We start from the raw sequence: 18,067 nt of genomic DNA, 5'->3' as shown, positions 1-18,067 counted from the left end.
TGATGAGGCAGTCATGTTTATGTGGATTGTCAAAATTGTTTACAAAGGAGATTATTATGAACTACGTCAACAAAAAGGTATTATCTATTCTGTTATCCTTGGCATTATTGCTTGGTTTGCTCGGAGCAGCCGCACCATCCCCGGTCGCTGCTGCTTCTGCGACTGAGCCGGTGACGTTACTGCCGGGAAATTCGGTTTGGAAATATTACGATAAAGGTATAAATCAAGGCACAGTATGGAGGTCTACTTACGACGATTCAGCGTGGAGCTCAGGCAGTGCCCCGCTTGGTTATAAGGATTCTGGCGCAATAATTAGTGCAGCTGGTTTTGGCGCACTGAAAACAATCGTAGATTATGGAACGAATAAAAGTAAAAAACCTCGGACGACATATTTTCGGACGAATCTGAATGTAGATAAGAACAGCATGGATCATTATGGACAGCTGCTAGCTACCTTTGCCATTGATGATGGTGCAGTGGTTTATGTAAATGGAGTAGAGGTTGTCCGTCTGGGCATGCCGATAGGTGATATTGAGTATTCTACAGCGGCATCTTCGAATGCGAGTGATCCCGTTGTTTATCCAGATGTAGACCTAACAGCACCATTAAAGGCTGCCTTAAAAGACGGTAACAATGAGCTTGCTGTTGAGGTTCATCAGCAAAGCGACGGCAGCTCCGACCTCTTTTTTGATATGAAGCTTATTGCTCTGCAAGAGGCACCGAAGGTAGAAGTAAGTAAAGTGACGGTCACTTTCAATGGTGATCCTGTCAGTTCGAAAGGATTTACATGGTACACGCCGTTTGATGCGAGTCGAGTGAGTCAAAGTGATTTGCAAGTGGTAGAAAAAACTGGTGCTGCAGCGGATTTTACGAACGCAACGGCATTTACGGGTCGTTCAACCATTGCTAATAATTCCTTGGCAGAGCTTGTTCATAAAGCGGAAGCGACGGGCTTGAAAGCAAACACGACATATTTCTTCCGTGTCGGCGATCAATCGTTGAATTTGTGGAGTGAAACAGGAACATTCCAAACCGCACCAACAGGCGGAGCGTTCTCCTTTATTGATTTAACGGATACACAAGCGAAGGAAGAGGACGAGGCGCAAACATCGGGCTCAACCATTGCTAAGGCGCTGGAAACTGTGCCAGATGCAAAGTTCGTCGTTCATAATGGCGATGTAGTTGAGAACGGAACAACCGAGCAGGAGTGGAATTGGCTGCTTGGACATTCACAACCAAGTTTGCTGAATACAACGATTGTACCTTCAGCAGGTAACCATGAAAATAAAAACTATGCGTTTTACGATCATTTTAATGTGAAGCAAGCTGAAAATTCAGCAACAGTAACAGGTGCTTATTATTCGTACGATTACAGCAATGCTCACTTTATCGTGCTGAATTCGAACGAGAACTCAACTGAGTATGCGAATTTCTCTGTAGAGCAAGTAGAATGGTTGAAGAAAGACGCGACAGCAGCGAAAGCGGCAGGCGCAGAGTGGATCATCGTTAATATTCACAAAGGTCCATATACAACTTCAAACCATGCGACGGACAGCGATATTATGGGCGCTAACGGCGTAAGAAACAAAATCGCTCCACTCATGAATGAACTAGGCATTGATTTTGTACTTCAAGGACATGACCATATCTTTGCTCGTACAAAACCAATTAAAAAGGATGGAACTGCAGAAGCGGTTGAAAAAATTACAGAAACTCTAAATGGACAAACGATTGAATATGCAGTAAAGCCTGACGGCACGATTTATATGATTCCAGCTACAGCTGGTGCGAAGGTATACTTCAAAAACCAGAAAGTACAGCTTGGCGATGCGTATTATAATCTCTTCGACAAAGCTGACGAAAATCATGCTCGCAAGTATGGCGACACGACAAGTGCTGCACGTGGAAAGGTACAGAACTTCGTTGGCGTTAACATTGACGGAGGTAAACTAACAGCAGTTGTTTATGAAATTGACCAGCAAGTAAATGCAGGTAAGCCATTCATCGTTGATCAATTCGGTATTACGAAGGAAGACAAGCCTGATTACAGCAAAGAAAAAGTAAGCAAGGTTACAGTAACCTTTAACGGCGACCCAGTAAGCTCCAAAGGTTTTGCATGGTACACTTCACTACTTCTTAAAGGCAATGACCTGCAAGTAGTAGAGAAAACGAACGAAGCGCCAGATTTCACAAAAGCAATTAATTTTGCAGGGCGTTCTACCGTTTCTTCCAACTCACCTTCTGAGCTTGTTCATAAGGCAGAAGCAACGGGCTTGAAGGCGAATACGTCGTACAATTTCCGTGTGGGTGACGCGGCACTGAACATTTGGAGTGAAGTAGGAACATTCCAAACCGCACCAGTAAATGGAGCATTCACATTCATCGACTTGGCGGATACACAAGCCAAAGAAGAAGATGAGGCGAAGCTTTCAGCTGAGACGCTGGAGAAAGCACTAGCTACAGTACCAAGCGCACAATTCGTTGTGCACAACGGTGATATTGTAGACACAGGCACAAAAGAAGAGCAGTGGAACTGGCTGCTTGGTCATTCACAAGAAAGCCTGCTTAACACAACCATTGCACCATCAGCAGGTAACCATGAAGATAAGAACAATGCATTCTACGAGCATTTTAATATCAAACAAGCAGAGAACTCTGCAACGGTAACGGGCGCATACTACTCGTACGATTACAGCAACGCACACTTTGTTGTGCTGAACTCGAATGAGACTTCGGCAAAATATGCGAACTTCTCCGAGGCGCAAGTCGAGTGGTTGAAGAAAGACGTGGAAGCAGCGAAAGCAGCAGGCTCGCAGTGGATTATTGTCAACATTCACAAAGGTCCATATACGACTTCAAACCATGCAACGGACAGCGATATTATGGGCGCTAACGGCGTAAGAAACCAAATCGCACCGATTATGGCAGAGCTCGGAATTGACTTTGTAGTACAAGGTCATGACCATATCTATGCCCGTACAAAACCGATCAAAAAAGATGGAACAGCAGCAGCAACAGAGAAGATTACTGAAACACTGAACGGTGAAAAGATTGAGTATACGGTGAATCCGGATGGTTCAATCTACATGATTCCTGCAACAGCAGGTCCGAAGGTATACTACAAGAATGTTAAACCAGCACTTGGCGAAGCTTATTACAATCTGTTCGAGCGTGCGGAAGAGAACCATGCGGCTAAACACGGCCCAGATAAGAACGACAGTACACGTCCAGTTCGTGGTCAAGTACAAAACTTCGTTGGCATCACGATCGATGGCAACAAGCTAACGGCTGTAACATATGAAATTGACCAAACCTTGAACGATGCTAAACCGTTTATCGTAGATCAATTCGGTATTGTGAAGAAAGAAAAAACAGATCCGGGACCAGGTCCAGGAACAGGTCCGGGTACAAACCCAGAAACGAATCCAGGAAAAGATCCGGGAACTAACCCAGGTACAAATCCTGGTACAGGAACTGGCGGCGGAAATGAGTCGGAAGTTGTATTGAAGGACATTGCAGGCCACTGGGCAGCATCAGCTATCAATCAAGCTGTGAAAGCTGGTTTCGTTAAGGGTTATGAAGACAGCCAGTTCCGCCCGAATAAATCAGTTAATCGTGCAGAGTTTATCACGATGCTGGCTCGTGCGCTGGATCTCTCTGACTCAGGCAAAGCTTTAAGCTTCAAGGACTCTGATAAAATACCTGCATGGGCACAATCGTTTGTCACGCAGGCTGTTGAATCAGGTATCATTAGCGGTTATGCTGATGGCACATTTGGTCCTGAGAAGGAGCTGTCTCGTGCAGATATGGTCGCTATGATTGTTCGTGCAAGTGGAATAAAAGTAAATCCAAATGCTAAGCTTTCCTTTGCGGATTCCAAATCTGTTCCAGCATGGGCAGTTCCATACGTTGCAACCGCAGTGGAGGCGGGACTTGTTAGCGGCGTTGGCCAGAACCGTTTCGCTCCTCAGCAGATTGCCACTAGAGCAGAAGCAGTAGCACTCATTATTGGTTTGCTTAACAAAACGAAATAATCATAACTTTTATTCAGAAAAGCCTGCAGGCTTCACCAATTGGTGGAGCTTTGCAGGCTTTTTATTATGAAAAATACATGTATGTTAACGAGCGGCAGTGGCCAAAATATTGCCGATTGCTTGCTTCGCTTCATTTTTGATTTGTTCAAGTTGTTCGTAATCAACAGCTTGCGTATACAATTGCTCCCGTTCATCTTGCAATGTCTTTGCTTGAGATAGCTGCTGAACCGATGTTTTGATCTGCGCAGCGTAACGGTTTTTTATTTCGGTAATGATAGCTGAATGTGCTTCATCTGTTCCAGGTGTAATGCAGCTGGCATACATATCGATCATTTCATCGCCTGCACGATCGGGAAAGTACTCGTGTGGCGCTGTACTGTCGAAAATTGCGAAGCCAAGCTCACGAACGATGACCATATCTAAGCTGTTCGGATCGAAGCCGCAATGATAAATCTCAACATCCAGTCCGCGATCGACCCCGGCTGCAGCTATTTTTTTGAGCATGGTGGATTTGCCTGAACCAGCTCTGCCTTTAACGAAATATCGTTTTAGACCATCCGTCAGATTCGGGACAAAATCGAATGAGCCCTTAGCTGTAGCAGCGCCCAAAAAACGGTGATCAACACGACTTGTTTTCTCCAGCCTGTTATCGCCATAGAATGTATCGATGTACAAAGCTGTCAGCTCATCGGCTGCTTGGAAATTCATGTTCTGAATATAGACGCTCTCCCAGTCGTCATGAATACGAAGCGCCTCAGCAAAGCCAGCATAAGCTTGATCGTACGCCTGCGTAATTTGTGTACTTAAAATCTCGATCTCTGGCTTTAGCGTTTGCAGCTCTGCTGCATCTGCGGCCTCGCCGAGATGAATGTATTGAACGGATGCTCCTAGCAAAGCGGGATCAATAAAGCGCGGCGGTGTTCCATCGACAAGACCGAGACGGAGTGCGGGAACGATGAGTCCATCTAGCGAACCATTGTCGAAGGGGGAGTGCAGCAGCCAAATGTCATAGCCACTCTGCGCGATGTCGTCAGCTATAGAACGAATGAGGTTTGATCGTTCTAAAGCAGGTCCTTCTTTCAAAATAAATAAACGCTCCAAATCTTGCAAAGACGAGTCGAACAGGCTGGTCAAGCCGCGAGCTGTGTTTCCGTTCACATAGAAGTTTTTGATGATTCCAGTCATAACCGTCACACCTTCCTAGGCTAATGTCATGCTGCATACTCCATCGTATTATTTCCATGTTGAATTGGTGCTAGTATCCAATTTCCTTTATTGTGCCTTTAACGTAAGAACGGTAAGCTCTGGCCGGCAATGAAAACGAACGGGAATCCGTGTCATTCCTATCCCGCGAGTGGTATACACTTGCAATTTGCTGCTCGGTACCTGATACAAACCGGCAGTATACTTGCTCCCGTAGGGAGGTGTATACAGTGCCCCGACTAAAGGAATACGTACTTGTCCGCCATGGCTATGGCCTGACAATTGCAGGTCGACCGGATAGCGGGCGTACTCATCAGCAAAATCCGGCTCATGCGCGAGCAGAATGGTACTGGAACCGTCTGGAATGCCTTGCAAAGCCTGATCGATATTTGGGTGTCCAACCATCGGATCATCGACCCCGGCAATATAGAGCTGCGCTGAGCCCTTTGTTAACGGGACATGCTGGTTATCGAGCACATGGAATCCAGCTTTAGATAGCCCCTTCGTAACCGCTCTTCGATTGCCGAAGGCATCGTGATTGCCTAGAACGGCATATTGCCCAAATGGCGCTTGCAGCTTCGAGAGCTTCGAGAGGAAGGCTACGGCTTCCGGCATATAGGCGGTGGATTGATCGAGCAAATCTCCTGTAAAGCAAATAAGGTCTGGTTTTGCCTGCCTAACTTGCTCTGCAAGCTCAGTCAGCAGTTCAGGTTTAGAATGAAAGCCGAGATGCAGGTCACTGAAATGAACGATGCGAAAGGAGTTGAAGGAGGCAGGCAGCTTTGGGATGGCAACCTTCACCTGTTTAACCTCAATCCAATACGGCTCAACTAGGTGCGAATATACGCCGGATAAACCAGCGGTTCCCATAAGCCCCAAAGTTACATGCAAGCTCTTCTTCAAAAACGTCCGTCTACTCATAGGTGCTGAAGTTGATTGCATAATGCCTCCATTTTTCCTTGTTGATGTCTTCCAATGATGATCTGTAAGTGCAATCATAGTCCTTTTTTGTTACGCCAATGTGACAAAAAAATAAGGCACCGCAATAGGATTGTCGCAGCGCCTTTAATTCTTACTCGTATCTATAGGCAACGAGAAATAAAATGTAATTTCTTCGTTTTCAATATGAAAGCCAAACGGTGCTTCATGCTTCTGCAAAATCGTTCTCGCAATCGATAAGCCTAAGCCCGTTCCGCTAAGCTGTTTGTTGCGGGAGCTCTCCATTACGTAAAAGGGTTCCCATATCAAATCCCATTGTCGCTGCTCATCATTTTCAATCCCATTCGTGATCGAGAAAAGTAAAAAATCATCTTTATTCCGAGCAGTAATACGAATTTGTTGATTGGTTGAATATTTCATTGCATTGGAAATGAAATTGTTCAAAACCATCTCTATCTTCTGCTCATCAGCGAATATATGGTGCTGGTTTAGCAAGCTGTCATCTACAGATAGCTGAATAGCTTCCTGTTGAATGGAAAAACGATATTTTTGCAAGTTTCGATGGAGCAGCTGTTTGAAATCAAAGGTGTTCATCCGATAAAGGTCGGTTTGCAGCTTGGAGAGCTCAAGCAGCTTGCCCACCATCATCGCAATGTCATCGGTTTGCTGCTGGATAACATCAATATAGGTACCGTCGTCCATCCCGTCCTTTATTCCTGAAGAATAAGCCTTTATTAAGGATAGCGGGGTCTTCAGTTCATGCGAAATGTTGGCAATAAACTGCCGCAAGTTCTCATTTCTCGCTTCCAGCTCATGATGGGCATGCTCTAATTTATCACTCATTTGATTGATGCTCTCTGCTAAGGCTTCAATTTCATCGCCCGTACGAATATGAACCTTGGTAAACGATAAGCTTGAAATGCCTTCAGCTGCATCTTGTATTTTGGCAAGCGGTCGAACGATGCTTCTTGTAAAAAGTGCTGACAGGATGATCAGCAGCAGCAGCTCGCCTGCATAAGTATAGAGGGTAAATTGATTAACGATGGTTAATGTTTCTGCCGAGTGGGATATCGATTCACCGACTACAAAAACGATCTCATCTTTTTTCATAAAGGTAACGAGAAAGCTGGATTTCAGCTTCTCTTGATTGTAAATTTTTCTGACCATTTGATATTCGTTAAGCTTCTCAAGGCTTTCATTCGTGATCCAAAACTTGCTAAGCGTAATGCCTTTTTTATTTAAAAGACCTATAATTGTTTCATTTAGCGCATTCAAATTTGCTGTGACTGGTGTGTTTACAATGGTAACATCGTATTTGTTCTCAAGAGCCTCCATATTGCGCAATAACTGCTTTGTATCCATGGCATCAAGCTGCTCAGTTATAGCTGCAAGGGCATGCTTTTTTTTGTACAAAAGATATTTGGGCAAGAAAAACGAATTCATCACAATTGAGAAAATAACGACGATACAGAACACGAATAAAATGCGCCCAATCAACTTTTTGTTTAGCTTATTCATGCGGTTCTTCCAGGCTGTAGCCCATCCCTCTATGTGTTCTGATCAAATGATCGCCGATCTTTGCTCTAAGCCTGCGGATATGTGTATCGACAGTTCGTTCTTCGCCAAAATAATCGAACCCCCAAATACGATCGAGCAGAGCTTTCCGTGAAACGATGATCCCTCTGTTTTCAATGAGATACTTCATTAAGTGAAACTCTTTATTCGTAGCCTGCAGGTCGGTCTCATCTCTAAAAATTTTTTGGCTATCGATATCTACTTTTATATTTCCGATCGCAATTTGATTGTCCATATGAAGCAGCTTCTTTACTCGCAAAATCAATATACGCGGGTCAAACGGCTTGCTGACATACTCATCTGCTCCAGATTGAAGGGCGATGAGTTCATCCTCATCTTCCCCTTTTGCCGTCAGCATCAATACCTTCGTTTTGCTTTGTTTTTTGATTTCTTTGCATACCTCAATACCATTTACTTTAGGCATCATCCAATCTAATACTGCTAAATGGATGTTGTTTGAATAGAAAATGTTCAGCGCTTCTTCGCCATCCTGTGCTAGGAAGGTATGAAAGGCTTCTTTCTCAAAATACGCTTTTAAAATCTTGAGCATAAAGGGCTCATCATCGGCAATTAATATATTCATTAAAGGCTCCTTCCCAGCAATGTAGAGAGATAGAATACGTAAGGAATATGATACCTGTTATTAGAATAAGCTGTACATCTTGTTTTTGTTTCATACCAGCGGAGCGTCAGGTCAAGCGGCTGTAAGAAAACCATAACTAAATACGACCACGACTATGAGAAAAAATAAGACAACCAAACAAGCAGCTATTTTCATCTTATTATAAACCTGTCTCGTTGATCAGCTCTTCTCGGTTTCCGGCCACTTTAATCAGCTCCATGATTTTAGATGCACCTTCACCATTTTCAAAACTGCTCATATGCTCGGCGTATACGAATCGGTGCTCATACAGCTGCATAACCGCCTTAACAAAGCTTTGAGCGGTCATTTGCTCTTGAAGCAGCAGCTTGGCAAAGCCGGCCTGCTCAAAATATTGTGCATTCATAAACTGCCCCGTGCGGCTTCCACCTCTCGTATGCGGAATAAGCAGCATTGGCTTCTGCAGCGCAAGCAGCTCCATAATCGTGTTTGAGCCCGCACGGGAAACGACAACATCCGCCATCGCGAGTAAATCCGCAAGTTCCTTGCTGACAAATTCAAATGCTCTATAGCCAGCCATCGAGAGGGTATGATCAACCTTGCCTTTGCCGCAAATATGAACGATTTGAAAGGTGGCAAGCAGCTCATGCCTTGTTGTTTTCACCATTTGGTTAATGCTGTCTGCCCCTAGGCTGCCGCCCATAATAAGAAGAACGGGCTTCTCGGAAGTAAAGCCGCAAGCATGGAGCGCACGCTGAACGTTGTCCGACTTTAAATGTTGCTTCAAAATAGGCCCTGTATATACGGCTTTTGAATCGCGATAATTTGCTCCCGTCTCCCGGAAGGCCGTACACATCGTTGATGCAAACGGATAGGAAATTTTATTAGCCAGCCCCATATTCAGATCGGGTTCATAAATAACGACTGGCACCTTGTTAAGCCTCGCTGCGAGTACAACGGGAACTGCCACGAATCCACCTTTTGAAAAAACAACATGAGGCTTTCGTTTTTTGATGAGCCGGTAAGCTTGGAAAATGCCGCGAACGACCCGGAAACCATCGATTACATTTTCCCAAGCCCAATAACGCCTCAGCTTGCCGGTAGAAATCGGGTGGTACGTCACCTCTTTGTAGTCAGAAACTAGCTTTCTCTCGATACCTTGCTCTGACCCAATATAATGAACATCCCAATTTTGTTCCAAACACAGCGGGATGAGTACAAGATTGCCTGATACATGACCCGCAGTGCCTCCTCCAGTCAATACGATTGTTTTTCTCATGACAAAAACCCGCCATTTTGCAGCATTTCTTTTATTTCAGGTTTGCTCATCAGTACATGATCCGAATGGTAATGATCGAATTGCACGGGTGTACGACCGGCGTAAGTTTCATGTAGTCCATCAATTGGGAATGGAGGCAAAATGACATAATAGTCCTCATCCAAATGAATGGAGCTCATGCTTTCGAGTTCGGAAATCAATGATTCACACATACGCTCACCAAGGCGAGCGCCTGTCTCACGGATTGGAATGTCGGATGCCGCCAGCTCCTCAATTAATACCTCAGCGAGGTCCTGTATGCGGCAGCCTTGCATTCTCATGACGTAAACCTCACCACCGCTGCTTTCATCCGTTGCTTTGAGCAGCAGCGATACGGCCTCTTCCAACGCTAAGAAGAAACGAGTCATTCTTTTATCGGTTAGGTTGATCTGCAATCCCTGTTCAATTTGCTGTTTAAAAATAGGCACCACGCTGCCTGTCGATCCGAGCACGTTGCCGCTGCGCACACATACAAATTTGGTCTTGCCCTCTCTTAAATTAGCATGGACGATGAGCTTCTCGCCGATGGCTTTGGTCATGCCGTAGGTGCTCGATGGATGGGAGGCCTTATCGGTTGATACGTAAATGACCTTCTCCACGCCGTTTTTGATCGCGGCTTGAATGACATTTTGCGTGCCAATTACATTCGTTTTCATGGCACTGTCCGGCTGCTGCTCACAGATTGGCACATGCTTTAAGGCAGCTAAGTGATAAATAAAATCCGCCTGTTGGCAGGCCTGCATGAGTTCATATTTATCGCGTATATCTCCAATAATGAAGGTTAACTTGGGATGATGATGAAATTCGTGCATCATTTCGACTTGAAGCGCTTCGTTTCGGGAAAAAATACGGATTTCCTTAGGTTCTCTCTCTAACAGCCGCTTTACGAGCTCCCGCCCCCAAGACCCTGTTCCTCCGGTAACGACGATCGTTTTATTTTTCAAAACTTGTTCCTCCCGTTTATCTGAACGATGAATAAGAACAAGCATAAAGTTTGAATGTTACACCAATATGGCAAAAATCATTTACGGCATGAGGTCATGCGATAGCGGTTCTATTTACAAATAAAATAAGCCCTCATCAGGAGAGCTTATGCTAAATTGGGATAGACTCATTTTCTCCTATACAGACGATGAACGATGCTTGCCAGGAGAATGCCGAGCATAAACCCTGAAATTGGAGCTACAACAGCTATCCCGATATAGTTGGAGCTGGATGTGAAGATTAGCTTTAATGTTAAAGTCAGCAATGTACAAAATAAAACAATTGCCCAATATACCATTTTGAGTTTTGTGGCAGCGCCTGTATAAGCAGATTCCAATTTAGCTTTATTTATAAAGCGGTATAACAGCATTGCCTCTATAACTAGACCGACGATGGATAGCGTTCGCTGAAACCATTTGTATAGCGGTATCCCGGCAATTGATTCACGAAGAACAGGAAATGTAGTAACGAACATACCTGAATAGTGCGTGCAAGCATCGATTAAAAGATGTGAATAGAAACCAATGATGACGGAAACGAGAAACACCAGCCAGCTCTGCACCGTGTTAAATTTCCATCCATGGGCGAGGCTGTAGGCTTTACGATCCAAATTCCCAAGCGCAGGCAGGTTCTTGGCTAAGGGAACTTTTACAACATAATGAAACAAATAAGCGAGCATAATGCTCAGCGGTATCGCTTGATAGATCAACCCGCCAAAGGAATGTCCGATCGTCTGATAGGGCTCAAGCGCAATAAAATATTCAAAGTCAGGAGACATACTCCCGAGAATAAGACCAGTTAAGCTAAAATAAGCAGGCTTTGCCGCTTTTAAAGGTGCAATATATAGCGGATGAGCAAAGGTGAACGGCAATTCGGCACCTCCTAATGGGTCTATTTTAAAATAGGAAGACGGTACTTTTAAAAGAAATGTAACATATAGGCCAAGGGAGGGGCATTAACATAATAATTGGGCGCTTTCCCCCCTTGTTTTAATGAGGTAATTTTGGGACAATAATAAGCAGATTGTTTGTTTCGGCCTACTAGCTAGAATAGGGCTGCTTTTTAGCAGTTTTGAAAAGAGGATTAGTTATGACTAAAGTATCTATATATGGATTAACGTTTGATCAGCTGACAGAATGGCTGAAAGAACGAGAGTATACAAAGTTTCGGGCATCACAGGTATGGGATTGGCTTTATCGGAAGCGTGTAACGGCTTTTGAGGATATGACGGATGTGAAGCAAGAGATCATTCAGCTGCTTTCCGAGCATTTTGTCATTCAAACGCTTACCGAGCATACGAGGCAGGAATCAGCGGACGGAACGAATAAATTTTTGTTCAAGCTGCATGATGGCAATTTAATAGAGACGGTATTGATGAGACATAAATTCGGCTTATCGGTTTGTGTGACGACACAAGTGGGCTGTAATATTGGCTGCAGCTTCTGTGCGAGCGGTCTGCTTGCAAAGAGCCGTGATTTAACGGGCGGAGAGATCGTGGAGCAGATTATGAAGGTACAGCTTCATTTGGATCAGGCGCAGAAGGTCGAGCATGTCAGTCACGTCGTTGTCATGGGCATCGGCGAGCCATTCGATAATTTTGAGAACCTGACAGACTTTATCGGTGTGATCAAGAGCCAGAAGGGGCTTGCGATCGCCGCTAGACATATTACCGTATCAACGAGCGGCTTAGCGAACAAAATCGTGGAGTTCGCCGATTCGGATCTACAGGTAAACCTTGCCGTTTCCTTGCATGCACCGAATGATGAGCTTCGAACGCGAATTATGAAAATAAACCGTGCGATTCCCATTGAGAAATTGATGCAATCCATCGATTATTATTTGGAGAAAACGAATCGGAGAATTACGCTTGAATATATATTGCTGAAGGACGTTAATGACCAAAGAGAGCATGCAATAGAGCTTGCACAGCTTATTGGTCATAGAGGTAACCTCGCTAATGTAAACCTCATTCCCTACAATCCGGTGGATGAGCATAGTCAATACCAACGAACGGATCGCGAAACGGTGCGAGCTTTCTATGATACGCTTAAGAAACAGGGTATCAGCTGCAGCGTTCGCCTTGAGCATGGTACGGATATTGATGCCGCTTGCGGACAGCTGCGGAGCAAACAGATCAAAAAATCCAAAGAGCAGAAATTGGGACAAGAAAGCGCAGCAGCAGCGTCCCTCTAGAAGCGTATCATACCTTTGCAGCTGCTGCTTTTAAAAGATAATCATGTGAATAATATGAGAACACCTTCTAAAAGAGGTGTTCTTTTTATTTGTTTATCCAGCCATTTTTTCTGAATATTTACAATTTCGGATAAGATGGACATACTACGATCATATATTTTTAGATAAGAAGGGTGTATGCATATGAAGAAGAGAATAATGGATGTCATTACAATTATGGTTGGCGCACTTATTTTTGCATTAGCAATCAACTTATTTGTTATTCCGAACGAGTTTGGCGAAGGCGGGGTTACCGGGATAACAATTATTTTATATTATGTTTTCGGATGGGCACCATGGTTAATGAGCTTAATTTTCAACTCCTTCTTGCTCATTGTAGGCTACCGTTTTCTGGATCGACAGACGGTAATTTATACGATCGCAGCGGTGCTTTTCCATTCTTTATTTCTCCATTTAACAGCAAACTGGAGTATTCAATCCGATGAATTAATCGTAAATGCGTTGTTTGGCGGCTTGTTTGGCGGAGCGGGAATTGGGCTCATTATCCGCGTTGGAGGCACGACTGCAGGAACAACGATTTTGGCACGTATTGCGAATAAGTATTTGGACTGGAACATTAGCTATGCCTTGTTGTTTTTTGACTTAATCGTCGCGTTCTCCTCTTATTTCATTATCGGTGCCGAGGCGCTGATGCTTACTATTGTCATGTTATACATCGGTACCAAGGTGATGGACTTCATCATTGAAGGGGTTAATCCGAAAAAAGCGGTCACCATTATATCCAAGGAGCAAGGCAAAATTGCTGAGCAGGTTAATGTGGTGATGGATAGAGGAGTTACTGTTATTTATGGCCGCGGGCACTATACGAAAACACCGCAGGAAATTTTATATATTGTCATTAGCAAGCAGGAACTGAGCCAGTTGAAAAAAATTGTGAAGGCATGCGACAAAAATGCGTTTATTACGATTCATGATGTGCGGGACGTATTTGGCGAAGGATTTATTGATATTTCAAAATGATTACAGCGATTGGTATAAAAAAGAAGGTCGTGGAATTTCGCTTATTTTCGGGATATAGAGTAAAATTAAAACAAGATAGCAGATAGGAGTTGTTTAGATGTCGAAAGACGAAGTAATTTTGACGCAAGAAGGCTTAGAGCAGCTGCAAGCTGAGCTGGATGATCTAAAATATGTGAAGCGCAAGGAATTGGCTGCGCGGATTAAACTCGCGATCAGTTATGGCGACTTAAAGGAAAACAGCGAATATCACTCAGCCAAAAATGATCAGTCCTTCATGGAAACGAGAATTCTTATTTTAGATAAAATGCTGAAGAAGGCTCGCGTGATCGAAGCGAAGACCTTAGACCTATCAAAAGTAAGCATTGGTTTAACCGTCATTTTAAACGATATCGAATTTTCTGAGAAGATCGAGTACAAAATCGTAGGTACTGAGGAAGCAGATGTTGCGGAGAACAAAATTTCCTACGAAAGTCCACTAGGCAAAGAACTGCTTGGTCAGACGGTAGGCAGCATCATTAACGTAAGTGCTCCTATGGGCGTTATTAAATACGAGCTTCTCGAAATCAGAGCATAATTCATTATCCTATAGATCATTTCATCACAGCTAATCCGCCTGAAGCGGGTTAGCTTTTTTTGACGAAAAAGGGCAGAAACGACAGCATCGTTAAAGAACCGATCGATACAAACATATTGCGACAGAAACAGATGAGAAAAGATTAACGGGCATTGGGACTATAGCTTGATGTAAACTAATACTTTGTATGGCAAAGTATTACCATGACAGTTGCAACAAAAAAACATAATCTTTGGAAGCTGTACAAGTTTCCAAAAACCTTTTCTAGGAGGAAAGCCATTATGAACTATCATTTCTTTGTAGGCAACGATAACGGAAACAGTGAGCATGATCTTATCATTGACGGCAAGCTGGTTCAGCAGCCTAATGTAAATTGTACGGTGGACGAGCTTCCATGGAGCGAAGAGCAAACACCAGAGAGCTTTATTAAGAATTTGCAGGATCAGCTGGTTGTAACCATCGATTCGCCATCTGCAAGACCAGGGATGTACTATGTCGGGAAGTTCGCTCTAGAGAGCGGAGAAGTGTTGGACAATCTGCAAATCGGAATCGATCTGAAGAGCGATATGGATTTGCCGGTTATCAATACGCTTGCCCAAATTGCGGCGATGGCTGTTCAGAAGGCGTACGAGGAAGAGAAAAAAATACCTGCACAAATCGATGTGGAAGTAGATATGGCAACGGCGCTTCCGGTTACGCAGCACACGGATGAGACCTCTGCTAAGTTTGAGAAACGATTTACGTCTGGCTTGCACCATGTGACGGTTCATTTGGGCATGCAGCGCGTAGCTGTAAAAATCGTGTTCCCGTTTGCGAAGGTCGTTCCAGAAGCCACTCCGGTTATTTTCACGCTGCAGAAGGATACAGCGGGCGGCTGGAGAGAGGGCGAAATCTTTGGAGATTTCCTTGAGTCTTATGAAGTAGATAAGAAATTCAACGGCAGTTATTTCAAAGACAAACGCATTCTTCATGTGGATATCGGAGACGGCTCTACCGAATATCCGATTACGGAGGGCAATAAGTTTCTGCGTCAATTCGTGCATGGCAGCCATCATGGCGCCGGTTATGCGATTGAAGAAGCGCTGCAGGAGTTTAACCGACTCATTCATTTGGCGGACAGCCCGCGTCAATTTTTCAGCGATGTTATCAAAAATCCTAATCATAAATACCATGCACGTGCGCTTAAGACATTAAGAAGACCGCTTGAGAGCCAGGTTAGACAAATCGTGCAGCATGTCAAAAAACAGCTGACCAAAGCACGCAATGAAATTGATCTGATTTGCGTTTACGGCGGCGGAAGCATTCTTATGCGCTCAGTACTCTATGGACAGCTGAAAGAGCTGTGCACGGAAAGAGAAATGCAGCTGCTGTATATTCCTGCTGAGTACGCAGTGCAGCTGAATGCAATGGGTCTTGATGCATTTGTGCGCGGCAAAATCTATGAGGCATTAAAAAATAAAGCGGTTCAGCCTGCATAAGCTTGATCATTAGGCTGAGGTATAATCTAACGGATTCTGGTAGGTGAGAGGTATGAAGAAAACAAAACTGCCCGGTGAAAATATAAGCTTGAAAACCAAGAAATCAGAGGACCCCTTAATTATGCTTTGGTTGAATTCACAATCGAACCTTATGGATTCTCTTCGTTATTTGGTTGAAAATGAGATCGCCGTAAACGGCGTTCGGAATTTACAAGCTTTTGTTCCGATGGAGAGAAGTCGATTGCAAGGCTCATCGGCCTTGCAGCAAGGCAGCGAAATCAGTGCTCCATTAACAGGGGAGGAACAATTGTCAGCAGCGATCGCTGAAGTTAGCGCTGCTGTCACTGCTCCCATTCCTGACCCAAAAGCTTCTCCGGTTGTAGAGGAAGAAATTGATGATGATGATATTGAAGCATGGAGCTAATGAAAAAATGGTAATGCAGAGAATTACTTAGCCATGTTATATATAACTAAGTAATACAAAGTATTACCGAATAATACAAAACACCACTAAGGGATGTTTAATCATTCCTTGTGGTGTTTTTTTACGTAAAACAGTTCTTTAAGTCTAGTAACCCTAGTGTATAATAGTAATATGTTCCATTTATTTTCATCATATCCGTTTAGTATATAAGACTATATAGAGGTGGGCCGTCCATGCCTTTTTTCTCACGAAGCTCGAATCCAACCGTAGCTAAACCAAAACCAGCTCCTCCAGCGCAAAGCACTGCACCAGCGCAGCCGCAGCAATCACCGGCTGTGAATCCTAGGCAGCTCCTGCAATTGCAGCAGACGGCAGGCAATCAGTCTACGAGTGCACAAGTAGGCGGAGCTGCGACTGCCCCYCAGAAGTCACCTAAAGATGTGCGAAAGGATGAGCTCAAAGCAGATCGTGATGCGCAGGTCACTGTCAAACCACAGCAGCTCTTTGATGGGCTTATTCAGCAAACGAGTCAGCATATACATACGTTCTTAAATAGTGATAAACAAACAGCATCGCTAAGAGCCAGTCTGCAGGCTAAAGCCAAGACGGCGGTAGAAGCGAATATCGATCAGAACGGTGTAGCAGAGGCCCATGAGAAGGCAGATGAAAAGCTTTATGCTGCAGAACATGTAGCTGCAAAAGGCATCGTATCCGATACGTTAAAGAAATATGCGAGCGATACTGTCGTGAGCAAGCTTCCATCGAGCCAAAAGAGCCTGCTGGCGAATAAGTTCATTGAAGGCTATAACAAGACGGAGGCAAGGCCTGAGGTTCCTTTAGCTAAACAAGTGTTAGCTGCGAACGCACAGGCGACGAGGGAGGCAACTGCTGAGGCTGAACGGTTGTCTAATGTATCTCTTGCACAGATTAAAAAAGATGCTGTGGACAAGGTTAAGCAAAGTGCAGCATTTCTCGATAGCAGTGTAGACGTTGGCGATTTGGGTAAGGCAGAAGTGGAAAATCGGCATCAAATGGATAGTACGCTTGTTCAGCCAGCTGTTATTAATACGGTTTATACAAATAAGCTGTATGAACCCATCAAGGAAGCTGTCGTTATGAAGCTCGGCGTAGGACGAGGCGCTTGGCGAAGATCCAAAGAACTTAATGCTTTTCGTCAGAAGATGAAAGATGCTGCGCGAGAGCAGTCGAGAACGGATATTGACAATCAATTGGACACGAATGCACTAACATCGGGCAAAACGCAGCTCGATAAGAAGTTTACCGGCATGATGGCAAAGAAGGAAGCACATGCAACCTCCAAGGGCTCTGTCGATGCAGCTATGACCACTGAGGCAGTCAATATCACGAAAAGAGTGCTGCCTGAAGGGGATATTAAGAAGCTGCTGAAAGAAGCAGCACAAACCTCAGCATATGGCGTAGCACGTACAAACGCTACGGGTGTAAAAGTAAATGAAGCTGCTTTAGTTGGTGCTGAGAAGAAAGCGATTGAACTGCTGAAGAGCAAACAAACCGAAGCGGTGAACGCTGTTCGAAGCATTACGAAAGGCGATAAAAAGGTGCCAGGCTCGAAGCCGGATGCTGCGCAGCTTACGGCACTTGCTGAGAAAACGAAGGAGCAGGTTACGGCGGATGATATAGCCGGCAAAGCCATTAAAAAAACAGTAGAGGCTCCTACGCTAAACAAAGGGCTCTTCGTCATAGGC

General features: G+C 44.3%; 14 protein-coding genes. 7 read left to right on the top strand and 7 right to left on the bottom strand.

Annotated elements, in window-relative coordinates:
- The first annotated feature begins 56 nt into the window (after positions 1–56).
- Positions 57–4,034 carry an S-layer homology domain-containing protein gene (locus AC1DSE_RS14280; RefSeq protein WP_477509538.1) on the top strand — a complete coding sequence of 1,326 codons (3,978 nt, stop codon included), beginning with the start codon at positions 57–59 and terminating at the stop codon, positions 4,032–4,034.
- An 84-nt stretch (positions 4,035–4,118) separates the two neighbouring features.
- Here AC1DSE_RS14280 and AC1DSE_RS14275 read toward each other — a convergent pair whose 3' ends face one another.
- From AC1DSE_RS14275 to AC1DSE_RS14245, 7 genes are all read right to left on the bottom strand, one after another.
- Positions 4,119–5,219 (bottom strand): PRK06851 family protein, encoded by a 1,101-nt coding sequence (locus AC1DSE_RS14275; protein ID WP_441878348.1) that lies wholly within the window; start codon positions 5,217–5,219, stop codon positions 4,119–4,121.
- Positions 5,220–5,306: 87 nt separating this feature from the next.
- Positions 5,307–6,179 carry a metallophosphoesterase gene (locus AC1DSE_RS14270; protein ID WP_477509537.1) on the bottom strand — a complete coding sequence of 291 codons (873 nt, stop codon included), beginning with the start codon at positions 6,177–6,179 and terminating at the stop codon, positions 5,307–5,309.
- Between the two features lie 123 nt (positions 6,180–6,302).
- Positions 6,303–7,694: a sensor histidine kinase gene (locus AC1DSE_RS14265; RefSeq protein WP_477509536.1), complete on the bottom strand. Its 1,392-nt coding sequence runs from the start codon at positions 7,692–7,694 to the stop codon at positions 6,303–6,305.
- Positions 7,687–8,334, bottom strand: coding sequence for a response regulator transcription factor (locus tag AC1DSE_RS14260; RefSeq protein ID WP_339205626.1), 648 nt, complete (start codon positions 8,332–8,334; stop codon positions 7,687–7,689). The genes AC1DSE_RS14265 and AC1DSE_RS14260 overlap by 8 nt, the downstream gene beginning before the upstream one ends.
- A gap of 199 nt (positions 8,335–8,533) precedes the next feature.
- Positions 8,534–9,631, bottom strand: a complete 1,098-nt coding sequence (locus AC1DSE_RS14255) for an undecaprenyldiphospho-muramoylpentapeptide beta-N-acetylglucosaminyltransferase (RefSeq protein WP_477509535.1) — start codon at positions 9,629–9,631, stop codon at positions 8,534–8,536.
- Complete coding sequence (locus tag AC1DSE_RS14250; RefSeq protein ID WP_477509534.1) at positions 9,628–10,614, bottom strand: SDR family NAD(P)-dependent oxidoreductase; 987 nt, start codon at positions 10,612–10,614, stop codon at positions 9,628–9,630. Before AC1DSE_RS14250 ends, AC1DSE_RS14255 begins: the two co-directional genes overlap by 4 nt.
- Positions 10,615–10,781: 167 nt before the next feature.
- A complete protein-coding gene (locus AC1DSE_RS14245) occupies positions 10,782–11,525 on the bottom strand; it encodes a DUF4184 family protein (protein ID WP_477509533.1) in 744 nt (247 codons plus the stop codon).
- Positions 11,526–11,743: 218 nt separating this feature from the next.
- Here AC1DSE_RS14245 and rlmN point away from each other — a divergent pair, with 218 nt between their 5' ends.
- The 6 genes from rlmN to AC1DSE_RS14215 all read left to right on the top strand — a co-directional run.
- On the top strand, positions 11,744–12,847 hold the full coding sequence (gene rlmN, locus AC1DSE_RS14240) for a dual-specificity RNA methyltransferase RlmN (RefSeq protein ID WP_441878360.1): 1,104 nt from the start codon (positions 11,744–11,746) through the stop codon (positions 12,845–12,847).
- 183 nt (positions 12,848–13,030) lie between these two features.
- The gene (locus AC1DSE_RS14235) at positions 13,031–13,867 is read left to right on the top strand and encodes a YitT family protein (RefSeq protein WP_441878362.1); all 837 of its coding nucleotides are present in this window, start codon (positions 13,031–13,033) and stop codon (positions 13,865–13,867) included.
- 97 nt (positions 13,868–13,964) lie between these two features.
- A complete protein-coding gene (gene greA, locus AC1DSE_RS14230; protein ID WP_076266440.1) occupies positions 13,965–14,441 on the top strand; it encodes a transcription elongation factor GreA in 477 nt (158 codons plus the stop codon).
- A 281-nt stretch (positions 14,442–14,722) separates the two neighbouring features.
- Positions 14,723–15,919: a ParM/StbA family protein gene (locus AC1DSE_RS14225; RefSeq protein ID WP_441878364.1), complete on the top strand. Its 1,197-nt coding sequence runs from the start codon at positions 14,723–14,725 to the stop codon at positions 15,917–15,919.
- 52 nt (positions 15,920–15,971) lie between these two features.
- On the top strand, positions 15,972–16,343 hold the full coding sequence (locus AC1DSE_RS14220; protein ID WP_477509532.1) for a hypothetical protein: 372 nt from the start codon (positions 15,972–15,974) through the stop codon (positions 16,341–16,343).
- Between the two features lie 233 nt (positions 16,344–16,576).
- Positions 16,577–18,067 (top strand): hypothetical protein (locus AC1DSE_RS14215; protein WP_477527809.1); only part of this gene is annotated, 1,491 nt, incomplete at its 3' end.

Source organism: Paenibacillus sp. 01L418 (assembly GCF_056400045.1).
Note: the sequence above shows the minus strand (reverse complement) of the source record. Positions and strands in the feature narration are given on the sequence as shown.

Coding starts and splice junctions, on each gene's coding strand:
- AC1DSE_RS14225 (WP_441878364.1), top strand. CDS start 14,723: ATGAACTATCATTTCTTTGTAGGCAACGATAACGGAAACAGTGAGCAT.
- AC1DSE_RS14275 (WP_441878348.1), bottom strand. CDS start 5,219: ATGACTGGAATCATCAAAAACTTCTATGTGAACGGAAACACAGCTCGC.
- AC1DSE_RS14270 (WP_477509537.1), bottom strand. CDS start 6,179: ATGCAATCAACTTCAGCACCTATGAGTAGACGGACGTTTTTGAAGAAG.
- greA (WP_076266440.1), top strand. CDS start 13,965: ATGTCGAAAGACGAAGTAATTTTGACGCAAGAAGGCTTAGAGCAGCTG.
- AC1DSE_RS14235 (WP_441878362.1), top strand. CDS start 13,031: ATGAAGAAGAGAATAATGGATGTCATTACAATTATGGTTGGCGCACTT.
- rlmN (WP_441878360.1), top strand. CDS start 11,744: ATGACTAAAGTATCTATATATGGATTAACGTTTGATCAGCTGACAGAA.
- AC1DSE_RS14265 (WP_477509536.1), bottom strand. CDS start 7,694: ATGAATAAGCTAAACAAAAAGTTGATTGGGCGCATTTTATTCGTGTTC.
- AC1DSE_RS14255 (WP_477509535.1), bottom strand. CDS start 9,631: ATGAGAAAAACAATCGTATTGACTGGAGGAGGCACTGCGGGTCATGTA.
- AC1DSE_RS14260 (WP_339205626.1), bottom strand. CDS start 8,334: ATGAATATATTAATTGCCGATGATGAGCCCTTTATGCTCAAGATTTTA.
- AC1DSE_RS14220 (WP_477509532.1), top strand. CDS start 15,972: ATGAAGAAAACAAAACTGCCCGGTGAAAATATAAGCTTGAAAACCAAG.
- AC1DSE_RS14280 (WP_477509538.1), top strand. CDS start 57: ATGAACTACGTCAACAAAAAGGTATTATCTATTCTGTTATCCTTGGCA.